The sequence below is a fragment of the Spiractinospora alimapuensis genome (assembly GCF_018437505.1).
GTDB classification, from domain to species: Bacteria; Actinomycetota; Actinomycetes; order Streptosporangiales; family Streptosporangiaceae; genus Spiractinospora; species Spiractinospora alimapuensis.
Genome location: NZ_CP072467.1, coordinates 3,132,694 through 3,145,114 on the forward strand (window position 1 = coordinate 3,132,694; position 12,421 = coordinate 3,145,114).

8 protein-coding genes are annotated in these 12,421 nt (G+C 69.1%); 2 read left to right on the plus strand and 6 right to left on the minus strand.

The features are described 5' to 3' along the window. Positions 1-23: 23 nt before the first annotated feature. Complete coding sequence (gene metG, locus J4H86_RS14445) at positions 24-1,739, minus strand: methionine--tRNA ligase (RefSeq protein WP_236537908.1); 1,716 nt, start codon at positions 1,737-1,739, stop codon at positions 24-26. Between the two features lie 151 nt (positions 1,740-1,890). Continuing rightward, positions 1,891-2,721, minus strand: coding sequence for an SAM-dependent methyltransferase (locus J4H86_RS14450; RefSeq protein WP_236537909.1), 831 nt, complete (start codon positions 2,719-2,721; stop codon positions 1,891-1,893). Positions 2,722-2,896: 175 nt separating this feature from the next. Here J4H86_RS14450 and J4H86_RS14455 point away from each other — a divergent pair, with 175 nt between their 5' ends. Beyond that, complete coding sequence (locus J4H86_RS14455) at positions 2,897-3,460, plus strand: DUF421 domain-containing protein (RefSeq protein WP_236537911.1); 564 nt, start codon at positions 2,897-2,899, stop codon at positions 3,458-3,460. 36 nt (positions 3,461-3,496) lie between these two features. Here J4H86_RS14455 and ftsH read toward each other — a convergent pair whose 3' ends face one another. The 4 genes from ftsH to J4H86_RS14475 all read right to left on the minus strand — a co-directional run bounded on the left by ftsH (position 3,497) and on the right by J4H86_RS14475 (position 10,119). Then, a complete protein-coding gene (gene ftsH / locus J4H86_RS14460; protein WP_236537913.1) occupies positions 3,497-5,482 on the minus strand; it encodes an ATP-dependent zinc metalloprotease FtsH in 1,986 nt (661 codons plus the stop codon). An 83-nt stretch (positions 5,483-5,565) separates the two neighbouring features. Beyond that, positions 5,566-6,204, minus strand: coding sequence for a LysE family translocator (locus J4H86_RS14465; protein WP_236537915.1), 639 nt, complete (start codon positions 6,202-6,204; stop codon positions 5,566-5,568). 196 nt (positions 6,205-6,400) lie between these two features. Further along, positions 6,401-7,225: an SWIM zinc finger family protein gene (locus J4H86_RS14470; RefSeq protein ID WP_236537916.1), complete on the minus strand. Its 825-nt coding sequence runs from the start codon at positions 7,223-7,225 to the stop codon at positions 6,401-6,403. A 2-nt stretch (positions 7,226-7,227) separates the two neighbouring features. Further along, a complete protein-coding gene (locus J4H86_RS14475) occupies positions 7,228-10,119 on the minus strand; it encodes a DEAD/DEAH box helicase (protein WP_236537918.1) in 2,892 nt (963 codons plus the stop codon). 484 nt (positions 10,120-10,603) lie between these two features. Between J4H86_RS14475 and J4H86_RS14480 the strand changes: the two genes are divergently transcribed. Next, complete coding sequence (locus J4H86_RS14480; protein ID WP_236537920.1) at positions 10,604-12,415, plus strand: ABC transporter substrate-binding protein; 1,812 nt, start codon at positions 10,604-10,606, stop codon at positions 12,413-12,415. Positions 12,416-12,421: the final 6 nt, after the last annotated feature.

Here is a 12,421-nt window from a genome sequence, read left to right on the forward strand (position 1 = left end):
GGGGAAACCGGCGATTCGCGCGATTACCCCACGTCCTCCGCACCGAATTGCTCCCGCCACTCCGCGACGTCGTCGTCGGTGATCTTGCGGAAGAGCACGTTCGGGACGGAGAACGCCTGACCCGCGGGCAACCAGGCAAGCTCCCGCACCTCGTCGTCGCTCGGCCAGACCGGCTGCTGGTCCTCGCCCTCGGTATACCCATCCTCGGTCCACAGCCCACGCAACACCGCGGCGGCGTCGGGGATGATCGGGGCGGAGAGGAGCCCGAAGAGGTAGATGAGGTTCATCGAGGTGCGCAGGGTGAGCGCGGCGGCGTCGGCGTCGGTGCGGATCTGCACCCACGGCTCCTTGCGCTCCAGGTAGGAGTTGGCGGCACTCCACGCCGCCCGGAGGGCCTGCGACGCCTTGCGGAACTGCATCGCCTCCAGTGCGGCGGCGTAGTCCTGGATGTGACCGACGAGCTCCTCGGCGAGCTCGATCTCCGCCGGTCCTGGCTCGCCGCCCGCGGGCACCGTCGGCCCGAAGCGCTTCTTGCTGAAGCTCAGCACGCGGTTCACGAAGTTGCCGAGTGTGTCGGCCAGGTCCTTGTTGGTCTGGGCCGCGAAAAGTTCCCAGGTGAAGCTGGAGTCCTGCCCCTCAGGGGCGTTGGCCATGAGGAAGTAGCGCCAGTAGTCGGGCGGGAGCAGGTCCAAGGCCTGGTCGGTGAAGATCCCGTGCCCCTGGCTCGTGGAGAACTTGCCGCCGTAGTAGTTGAGCCAGTTGAAGCCCTTGATGTAGTCGGTGAGCTTCCAGTCCTCGCCACTGGCGAAGATCGTGCCGGGGAACATGATGGCGTGGAACGGGATGTTGTCCTTCGCCATGAACTGGGTGTAGGTCACGTCGTCGCCCTCGGTCCACCACGACGACCAGTCCCGGCGTGCGGGGTCCACGTCGGCCCACTCCTTGGTCGCCCCGATGTACTCGATCGGCGCGTCGAACCAGACGTAGTAGACCTTGCCCTCGAAGCCGGGGCGGTCGACCGGCACTCCCCACTCCAGGTCGCGGGTGATCCCCCGGTCCTCCAGCCCCTCGTTCAACCACTTGAGCGCGATGGACGTGGTGAGCACCGGCCAGTCCGTCTTGGACTCGATCCAGGTCCGTAGCTGGTCGGCGAGCTTGGACTGCAGGAAGTACAGGTGCGCGCTGTCGCGCACCTCGATGTCGGGACTACCGCTGATCGCGGACCGTGGCTCGATCAGTTGTGTGGGGTCGAGCAGGCGGGTGCAGTTCTCGCACTGGTCTCCGCGCGCCCGCTCGTATCCGCAGTACGGGCAGGTGCCCACGACGTAGCGGTCGGGGAGGAACCGGCCGTCGGTCACCGAGTACACCTGCTTGACGGTGCGTTCCTCGATGTAACCGCGTTCCGCCAGGCGACGCCCGAAGTGCTGGGTCAGCTCCCGGTTCTGCTCCGAGGAGCTACGGCCGAAGTGGTCGAAGGACAGGCGGAAACCGGCGTAGATCTCCCGTTGCACCTCGTACTGCTGCCGACAGAACTCCGCGACCGGGAGACCGGCGTCGCGGGCGGCGAGCTCCGCCGGGGTCCCGTGCTCGTCGGTGGCGCAGATATAGAGGACGTCGTGCCCGCGTTGCCGCAGGTACCGTGCGTAGACGTCGGCGGGCAGCATGGACCCGACAAGGTTCCCCAGGTGCTTGATCCCATTGATGTAGGGAAGCGCGCTGGTGATGAGATGCCTTGCCATAGCCCGTCCTCCGACATGTCCTCGGTGTACAGGACTTCAGGCTACCGGGATCGGATCACGCTCTCCCCCGGCTTCTCCCCGCCTCGGGGCACCGCGGACGAGGAACGAGAGACGCGACCCCGCCGTCCCGAGCCCGGCGAGTGGAGTGGCGTTAGGCCTTGCGCGCGATCGCCGCCACGTGGGTCCGGGCGTAGGGCTTGAGGTCCTCGACCGCGGGCACGGCGCGGTCTGGCTCCTCGGGATACCACCGCTGGGGGTAGTCCAACCCCGGAGGGACGAGCTCCATCCCGAGGAAGTGCTCCCGTGTCTCCTCGAGGGTCCGCGCCCACCCGCTGCCCAGTGCCTCCTGACACGCTTGGGAGAGCTTGACCTGCTCGGGGTACCCGGTGTCCGGCCACGACGTGATGAAGAGGAAACTCCCGGGAGCCAGTGGCTCCATCAGTTCGGCGATGAGGCGGTTGGGCTCGTCCTCGTCACTGAAGTACATCAACAACCTGATGATCATCAGCGCGACCGGTCGGTCCAGGTCCAGGGTGTTCCGAACGTCGGGGTGGTTGATGATCCCCTGTGGGTCGCGGAGGTCCGCGTTGACCACCGTCGTGGAGCTGTTGTCGGCGAGCATCGCGCGGCCGTGCGCGAGAACGATGGGATCGTTGTCGACGTAGATCACGCGGGCGTTCGGGTTGATCGCCTGCGCGACCTCGTGGGTGTTCTCCCGGCTGGGCAGGCCACTGCCGATGTCCAGGAACTGGTCCACCCCGGCGGTCCGGGCCAAGTAGCGCACCCCACGCGCCAGGGCGTGGCGGTTGTCCCAGGCCGACGCGCGGGCGGTGGGGATGTACTGCGTGAAGATCTTCGCGGCCTCTCGGTCCACCGCGAAGTTGTCCTTGCCCCCGAGGATCGCGTCGTAGGTGCGGGCGATCGTCGGAACGTCCATCGTGACCCCGGGGGGAGGCCATCGAGAGGCGTCGTAGGACATCATTTCCCGCTCCTCTCGCGGCGTCGCGAAATCTCAGGCGATCGTAGCGAGGAAACCTCCCGCACGGCGATGATCCGGAAAAATGGACCCCCGATTCCCGGTGTCCGGGCACGGCCACGCACGCGGCGGTGGCGCGCCTCCTTGGTGGCCGGCGACCACGTCAGGATCATGGACCACCATGTGGAGCGATCTTGTCGACGTGGCCATCCCCCTGTCCGAGAAGGTCGCACGGACGGTCCTCGTCTACGTCGCGATCCTCGTCCTGTTGCGGATCGCGGGGAAACGGAACCTCGCGGAGTTCAACACCTTCGACCTCGTCGTCATGCTGCTCCTGGCGAACGTCGTACAGAACGCGGTCATCGGTCCCGACTACTCCCTGCTCGGCGGCCTGATCGGCGCCGGCGTCCTCGTCGCCGTCAACGCGGTCCTTGTCCGCCTCGCCACCGTCGTCCCGGGGCTGCGCAACCTGTTCGAGGGGCACGCCGTCGTCCTCGCCCAGGGCGGCAAGATGCGGACTCGCACGCTGCGGTGGATGGGTATCCGCCCGGCGGAGATCGCCGTCGCGATCCGTCGCCAGGGTGGTCACCATATCCGCGACACCGAGAGCGTGGTCCTCGAACCTGGAGGCGTGGTCATCGTCCAGCTCAAGGAGGGCATCGAGCGCGCGACCCACGCCGACCTGGTGGAACTGAACGAGCGACTGGCCCGGATCGAGCGGGCCCTCGCGCACCGATCGTCGTGAGAGCCCACCGCGCCACACCCGCCGACGGCGGATGGCTCAGCCGGCGTCCCCGTCGGGGCGCGCGGGCGGGGTCAGTCCAGCCGCGGCGTAGGCGCTCTCCTCTTCCAGGGTCTCGTTGCGCAACAGCGCCTCGGCGATCGAGTCCAGCCGGTCCCGATTCTCCGTCAGGAGGTCACGCGCCTGGACGTGGCACTCCTCGATGATGCGGCGCACCTCGGTGTCCAGCCGGTCCAGGGTGGCGGGCGCGGACTGGGTGGGGGTGAGCTCGTCGCTCGACAGCACCGTGACCGGCCCGATCTCCACCGACATGCCCCACCGGCCCACCATCTGACGGGCGATCGACGTGGCCTGCTCGAGGTCGTTCTCCGCTCCGGTGGAGATGACGCCGAACACGACCTCCTCGGCCGCCATTCCGCCCAGCGCGCCGACGATCCGGCCCCGTAGATAGGGCTCCTCGTAGCCGTAGCGGTCCTGTTCGGGGGTGGCCAGGGTCGCGCCGAGGGACCGACCGCGCGGAATGATGGAGATCTTGCGCACGGGGTCAGCTCCGGGCTGCACCATGCCCAGCAGCGCGTGGCCGGATTCGTGGTAGGCGGTTCGGCGGCGCTCCTCGGCCGGCATGACCACCGACCGCGCGGTGCCCAGTTGGACCTTCTCCAACGCGTCGGCGAAGTCCGTGGTGGCCACACGCTCCCGCCCGTGCTTGGCGGCGAGCAGCGCCGCCTCGTTCACCAGGTTGGCGAGGTCCGCCCCGGTCATTCCGGGTGTCTGCCGCGCCACGTCGTCGAGGTGGACGTCCTCGGCGAGCGGAACCGACCGGGTGTGGACCTCGAGGATGGCCGCCCGGCCCACCGAGTCCGGCGGGTTGACGGTGACGGTGCGGTCGAACCGGCCCGGCCGCAGCAACGCCGGGTCCAGGACGTCGGGTCGGTTCGTGGCGGCGATGACGACGATGCCCTCGGTCCCGGTGAAGCCGTCCATCTCGGTCAGGATCTGGTTCAGGGTCTGTTCGCGTTCGTCACTGCCACCCAGGGAACGCCCGCCGCGTTGCCGACCGATCGTGTCGATCTCGTCGATGAAGATGATGGCGGGGGCGACCTTCCGGGCCTCGGCGAACATCTCACGGATGCGGCTCGCGCCAACGCCGACGATCATCTCGATGAACTCGGCCGCGCTCGCCGAGAAGAACGGGACCCGCGCCTCACCGGCGACGGCCCTGGCGAGGAGCGTCTTGCCGGTGCCGGGCTGGCCGGTCAGCAGCACACCGCGGGGAAGTTTCGCCCCGACCCGGCGGTACTTCTCGGGTTCGGTGAGGTAGTCGACGACCTCGGTCAGCTCGGCCTTGACCTCGTCGATGCCGGCGACGTCGGCGAAGGTCGTCCGGATCTGTCCCGCCTGCACCGGCGTGGTGACCTTGGTGGACCCCAGTCCGGCGAGGCCACCGAGCCCGCCTCCCTGCATCATGCGACTGCCGCGCCGCATGATCCAGATCCACACACCGACGATCAGGATCCAGGGCAGCAGCGCCCAGAACAGGTTGCCGAGGAGCCCCCGCTGTTGGGCGACGGGCTCGGCGCGCACGGTGACACCCGCGTCCACCATCTGGGCGAAGATGTCGTCGCCGGCGAACACCGGGCGTTCGGTGCGGAACCGGTGGTAGGTCTGGCTCGAGTCTCCCGGCACCTTCTGCGCCTTGTCGACGGTGCCCTCGATGGATTCGCCCGTCGCGTAGACGTCCTTGACGTTGCCGTTGGCGACCTGCTCGGTGAAGTCGGTGTAGGGGATGGTGGCCAGGTCGTCGTTCTGGTCGTTCCACCACACGACACCGAACAGGATCAGGTACCCGACGAGCAGGACCAACGCGATGCGTGGCCAGCGCGACCGCGGTGCCCCACCGGACTGGTCCGGCCCGCCGGTCTCTCCCTCGGGCAGCCCTTCGGTACGCCAGAAGGGCGAACGGTCGCTCTTCTTCCCGCCGTCCGACGACTCGCGCTTGGAGCTCGTCCCCTTGTCCCGCCCCACAACCCCCCGATACCCATCAACTACGGAGAGTAAGACAACCGTAGGGGAACGTCACCGATTCCTCTGCCTCGGCGGGGACCTGGTCAGGTGCGGTTGCCGGAGAGCGCGAGCGTTCCCCCGAGGCCGATCATCATCACCCCGCCGCCGGCTCCCATGAGCGAAAGCCGCTTCGGGTCCCGGGCGAACCAGGAGCGGGCGGCTCCCGCCGTGAGCGCCCACACGGAGTCACAGACGAGCGCGATGGCGAAGAAGATCAGGCCGAGGACGGCGAGCTGCGCCGGGATGGCCCCCGCCTCGTAGGAGACGAACTGCGGGAGCACGGCGACGAAGAACACGATCGTCTTCGGGTTGGACACACCCACCAGGAACCCCTGGCCCAACAGTCGCGACGACGACATCCGACGTTCCACGGGCGCGTCGGCCTCCGTGGTGGTGTCGCGGTGCCGGATCGCCTGGACTCCGAGAAAGATGATGTAGGCGGCGCCGGCCATCTTGATCGCCGTGAAGACCACCACGCTCTCCGCGACGACCGTGCCCACGCCCAACGCGACGCAGGTGATCGCCGGGAGCATGCCCAGCGCGTTGCCCAGGACGCTCAGCAGCCCGCCACGGCGGCCGAGCGAGAGGGAACGGCCGATGACGAACAGGACGCTCGGGCCGGGGATCAGGATCAACGCGACGGCCGCGAGGGCGAAGGCCGCGGCGTTGGTGGCGGGTGGCATGCGGGCTCCGAGGGGACTGGCGGGACGGGGTACGGGAAGTCTACTTTCCTCCCCTTACAGGTGGTCAACGCGGTTTTGTGCGTGCCTGGGGGAGCGCCCTCAGGCACGCACGAACCCGCCCCGGCGCGCCCGTGGAGCCGGCCCGGACGACGATCGGTGACCGCCCCTCGACCCGGCTCCGTCGCCCCGGGCGTTCTCAGGCCGAGAGGTACTCGCGGGCCCGCTCGCCGGACCGATGGACGAGGTCCCGCAACGTGTCGACGTCGACGGCCGCGACCGGGGGCGCCGGGAGTTCGGCCCCGACCGGCGCCGGTGTCGGTTCCGGGCGCAGGACGCCGGGCAGCGCGGGGATCGTGGCGGCGTAGGCGGCACGCGCGGGTGCGCCGACCGCCGCGTCGTCCGGAGCCGCGCCGCCGGCGTCGTCCACGCCGTCGTCTCCACTCCCGGAGGCGTACCGGTGCACCCGATCGAGGATGTCGTCCTCGTCCCGGCCGCGCAGCAGCAACAGGAGGAACGGATCCTCGTCGAGCAGCCACGCCACCTGGAAGCACAGGGCCGCGGCGTGCCGACAGGGATGCTCGATCTCCCCGCAACTGCACTCGGGTTCCAGGTCGCCCATTCCCGGGACGAGGAACACGCCCGCCGCGGACGCGTCGTCGGCGAGGTCCTCGGGGAGGTCCCGCTCGAGCAACGCCGCGAGGTAGCCGGACCGGCTCGCGATCTCGGCGACGAGCCTGCGCCACTGTGCCGGATCGAACCGTTCCACCCCGACCGTGGTGGCGTGGGACGAGTGGTCGTCGTACACGGTCGCGGAGATACGCCCCGCGCTGAGCGTGATCGGTCCGACGTGCCCGGCGTAGGCGTAGGCACGCCCCCGTTTCACCGGCGCCTTGTCCAGGGCGTCCTCCTCGACCCCCTCGACCCACGCGTTGCCCCACCAGGTACGGGCGAACCGTCCCCTCGCCCGCCTACGCGGTTGGAACGCGGGAAACCCCAGGGCCCGCTCGCTGTACTCACCCACTGCTACCTCCGGAGGTTGACGAGGTCGGCCAGGTCGGCGTCGGAGAGCTCGCTCAGCCCCGCCTCGCCCGATCCGAGGACGGCTTCGGCCAAGTCGCGCTTGGTCTCCAGCATCGCCGCGATCCGGTCCTCCACCGTGCCCTCGGTGACGAGCCGGTGCACCTGGACCGGTCGGGTCTGGCCGATACGGTGCGCCCGGTCCGTCGCCTGGGCTTCGACGGCCGGGTTCCACCAGCGGTCGAAGTGCACCACGTGGTCGGCGCGGGTCAGGTTGAGTCCCGTTCCCGCCGCCTTCAGCGACAGGAGGAACACGGGTGCGGCGCCCTCGGGGCTCTCGCTGAACCGGCGCACCATCGTGTCCCGCTCCGCCACGCTCAACCCTCCGTGCAGGAGCTGCGACGCGGTGCCGCGCGCGGCGAGGTGCCGCTCGAGCAGCCGGCCCATCGCGACGTACTGGGTGAACACGAGCACCGCGCCGCCCTCGGCGTTGATGGTGTCCAGCAGTTCGTCCAGGAGCTCCACCTTGCCGGAGCGCCCCGGCAGGACGGGGGTGTCCTCCTTGAGGTACTGGGCGGGATGGTTGCAGATCTGCTTGAGCGAGGTGAGCAGGCGCATGATCTCGCCCCGACGCGCCATGCCGGAACTCTCGGCGATCCGTTCCATCGACTCGCGCACCGCCGCCTCGTAAAGCCCGGCCTGCTCGTCGCTGAGGGCGACCGGGTGGCTGGTCTCGGTCTTGGGCGGCAGCTCGGGGGCGATCCCGGCGTCGGTCTTCCGGCGCCGCAGCAGGAAGGGACGGACCAGGTGGGCGAACCGCCGCGCCAGCTCCTGGTCGCCGCCCTCCACGGCGCTCGCCCACTGTTGACGGAACGCGTTCTGGGAGCCGAGCAGCCCGGGAACGGCCCAGTCCAGGATCGCCCACAGCTCCGACAGGTTGTTCTCCACCGGAGTACCGGTGAGGGCGACCCGGGCCTGGCCGGGAATCCGGCGTAGTTCCCGCGCGGCGGCGGACTTTGCGTTCTTCACGTGCTGGGCCTCGTCGGTCACCACGAGGCTCCAGGACACCTCGGCGAGGCGTTCGGCGTCCAGCCGCATCGTCGGATAGGTCGTGAGCACGAATCCGTCGGTGACGTCGCGCAGGGTGCGCTGGGGTCCGTGGAACCGGTGGACCGCGACGCCGGGCGCGAACCGGTGGATCTCACGCTCCCAGTTGGTCAGCAGCGAGGCCGGGCACACCACCAGGGTGGGGCCGGCGGTCGTCCCGCCGGCGGTTCCGCTCTCAACGCCCGGTGTGGCCTCGCGTCCGGCGGTGGTCGTGTTCTGTCGGTGAAGGTGCAGGGCGATCAGCGTGATGGTTTTGCCCAGGCCCATGTCGTCGGCGAGACAACCGCCCAGACCCAGTGAGGTCAGTTGGTTGAGCCAGCGCAGCCCGCGGAGCTGGTAGTCCCGCAGGGTGGCGCCCAGTCCGGTGGGCTGTTCGTGGGGGGTGCGCGCGGCCTCGGGGTCGGCGATCCGGTCGCGCAGTTCGCGGAGCGCGCCGATCCCGACCGCCTCCACTGTCTCGCCGTCCACTCGAGCGGAGCCACTCAGGGCGGCCGCGAGCGCCTCCCCGGCCGTGATGCGCTTCGCCTCCGGTTCGCGCGCTCGGCGGGCGAACTCCGGCGGGACCACGACCCACTGGTCGCGCAGGCGAACGAGTGGGCGGCGCGCCTCGGCCAGTTGGTCCAGCTCCGTGGGCGTCAGTCTCCGGCCACCGAGGGCCAGACGCCAGTTGACGGCGAATAGTCGCTCCCCGCCCAACAGTGACGGCAGGTTGGCCGCCGGCTCGTGGTCCCCCACCTCGGCAGTCGACGTCAGGTCGCGGGCCAGTTCCCGGGGCCAGTGCACGGCGACGCCCCGTCGGGCCAAGCGCTCGCCGGCCACCCCCGCCAGGTCGGCGACCTCGCCGTCGGACAAGGTCAGCCGATCGGGGACCGCGCCGCGGAGCAGCTCCTCCAGGGGAGGCCACACGGCCGCCGCCCGACGCAGCAGGACGAGGACTGGTTCGCGAGATGCCGCCGGCATCCCTGGCGCGGTGCCGCGCCACACGTCCGCGGCCTCGGCCACCACCCCGGCCTCCACCCGACTGTGCACCTGGAGGACCGCGTGGAAGTCCGCCTGCTCCGAACCGCCGGGGCCGCGTCCGAGGTCCACGCGCAGCGAGATCTGGACCTCGTCCTCCGCCGCGAGATTCTCCGCCCAGTCCCGCAGCTCCGGCACGTGGTAGGCCTGTGCGGCGGCGAACGGTGGGCCGTCGGTGCGCTCGCGTGGGAGGACGTCGGCGACGGCGTCCAGGAAGGCGCGCAGCAGCGCCCCCGCGTTCGGAAGGACGGGATCCGCCGGCTCGGAGGCCCCGTCCACGGGGTCACTCGAGGGGATCGCCCGCGCCTCGGGCGGCATCGCCGCGACGAGTTGGCGCAGGTACTCCGCGTGCGTCGGACCCAGCGGCCCGACGCGCCAGGCGTCCAGGTCGCCGGCGGTGACCGTGGGGCGGATCCGGCCCTCGGCCACGAAGCCGAGGGCCGCACGCAGGGCACGACCCCAGAACCGGGCCGCGGGGTGGGCCTGGTCATCGGCCCGGCCGTCCACCGCGTCCTCCACCCCGTCGGTCACCGGGTCGGCCCGCAGCAACGCGGGAACGGCCCGCACGAGAGGGACCCGGAGCGCCGGAACCTCCGTCGTGGTCACCGCACCGTCGCGTGGAACGGCGACCGTCACGCCAACGGTGCCCGCCTGAGCCGGCGCCTCGCCGTCGGGGGACCAGAACACCATGTGGCTCGCACGTGGCGGGTCCGCGGCCTCGAACACCGCCGCCAGGCCCGCGATCGGGAACATCTCAGTGTCGTCGTCGAGCACGCCGCCGCCTTCCCCAGGTCTGCCTCCGCCAGCGAGACCTGCAACGCGAAACCGGCTCCGAAATTCCCTTCCCCGGGAACCTCTGTCCGCCGCGCTGCGCCCCTGGACGGGGAACATCCGTTGATCAGCGATTAAGGGAACTTGTCAAACTAATTAACACCTTCAACAAGGCCACCAACGGATCGAGTGATCACATGTTGATGATCAGTGATCTTGACCGGGCCAATACGACTACAGGCAAGGTCCATGAAAATCGCAGGTCGAATGGGATGAATCTTTCCGACGAACCGAACACATCGGGAGATCGTCACGCTGGGTGGCGTGACAGCGAGAGTACACATAAATAAATTCTGTGTTGCGACTCACACCCGCGTCTGGCCAGAACCCTTTCGAGATGCTGGGATGTCCGATCAAATGTGCCAATTGTGCGATGGCTCACAGGCCCGGCACGACAGACCCCGCACAGGAGAAAGGTGGAGGCGACGTGACCACAAGGAACGGCCTCTTCGGGCTCGCGGCGCTGGGATCCGCCGCAGTGCTCGTACTGACCGCCTGCGTTCCGGGGGACGGAGACGGCTCCGGCGGCGGAACGTCCAGCGGATTCGAGGACTGTCCGGACAACCCGCTCGAGTGCAACACCGGCGAGGTGCAGGACGGGGGCGAGATGACGTGGATCATCAACGACACCGTCGACACCTGGGGCTCGTTCTCCCCGGCCGGCGGAACCGTGTACAACGTCCAGATGACCCAGGGGATACTCCCCTACACCGGGAGCTACCTGCCCGACGGATCGACCTACGAGTACAACATGGACGTCCTGGCCGCCGAACCCGAACTCGTCAACGACGGGTCGGACGGTGAGGCGTTCCAGTACAAGTTCGAGCTGAATCCGGACGCGGTCTGGAGCCGGGACGGGGAGACGTTCCCGATCACCGCGGACGACTTCACCATCTCCTGGATGATGGCCATGGGCGACGAGGGCGGCCAGTGCAGTGAGTGCGCCTCGCGCGCGGCGGAGTCCTACACCCGGATGGAGTCGGTCGAGTCCGAGGACGACGGCAGCACCGTGGTGGTCACGCTCGAGGAGGGCGAGCTCAACGCGGAGTGGCACAACTTCTTCTACCAGCAGGCCATCACGCCCGGCGTGTACCCCGCCTTCGTCGCGGTACAGGAGGGTTTCCTGGAGGGCACGCCCGAGGAGCCGGAGCTGGACGACCCCGACGGGGTGGCGGAGTACTTCGAGTGGATCGACTCCACCATGCCGGACTTCTCTGGCGGGCCCTGGATGATGGTCGAGGGCAGCGAGCTCAACGAGCAGATCATCCTGGAACCAAACGAGGACTACTGGGGTGAACAACCGCACCTCGACACCCTGATCCGGGAGTTCAACGACGAGGAGCCGAGCTACGCCGCGGCGGTGACCAACGGCGAGATCGACGGTGGGAACCCCACCAATTACAACGAGGACGTCATCCAGGAACTCGAAGCCCTGGACAACGTACACGTGGACGTCTCCGGCGGATCCACGTGGGAGCAGATCCAGTTCAACAACGACATCGTCGACGACGTCGAACTGCGACGCGGCATCCTCACGGCGATCGACGCCGACGAGATCGTCGAGCGCAACTTCGGCGGCGCCTTCCCCGAAGGTGAGCGGCAGCGTAACTTCCTCTTCCCCGAGGAGAGCCCCTACTTCGAGGACCTCTTCACCGACTCACCCATGGGGACCGGTGACTCCGACGAGGCGTTGTCGATCCTGGAGGACGCGGGGTACGAGCTCGACGGCGACATCCTGACACTCGACGGCGAGCAGGTGGGCCCGTTCCGCCTGTCTGCCACCGACAAGGACACCCGGCAGACCTCGCTGCAGATCGTCCAGGGGCACCTGGACGAGATCGGGATCGAGACCGACATCGAGGTCGTGGAGGACCTGGGCGCCACCACGTCCGAAGGCGACTTCGAGATCATCCAGTACGGCTGGTCCGGGAGCCCCGACTTCCAGACCAACCCCTCGCAGTACTGGCACAGCGACAGCGGCAGCAACTACGGCAACCTGGACAGCGAGGCGGTCGACGAGGCCGTCCTGGCCGTGCAGGCGAGCCCGGACCTAGACGAGGCAGGGGAACTCGCCAACGAGGCGCAACGGCTCGTCGTCGACGAGGCCTACTCACTGCCGTTGATGTACGAGCCGGAGTACACCTTCGTCCGCGACGAGTACGCCAACGTCCGACCCAACATGTTCATGAGCGTGCGGGCCAACTACAACTCCCACGAGTGGGGCGTCGTATCCGAGTGACCTGAG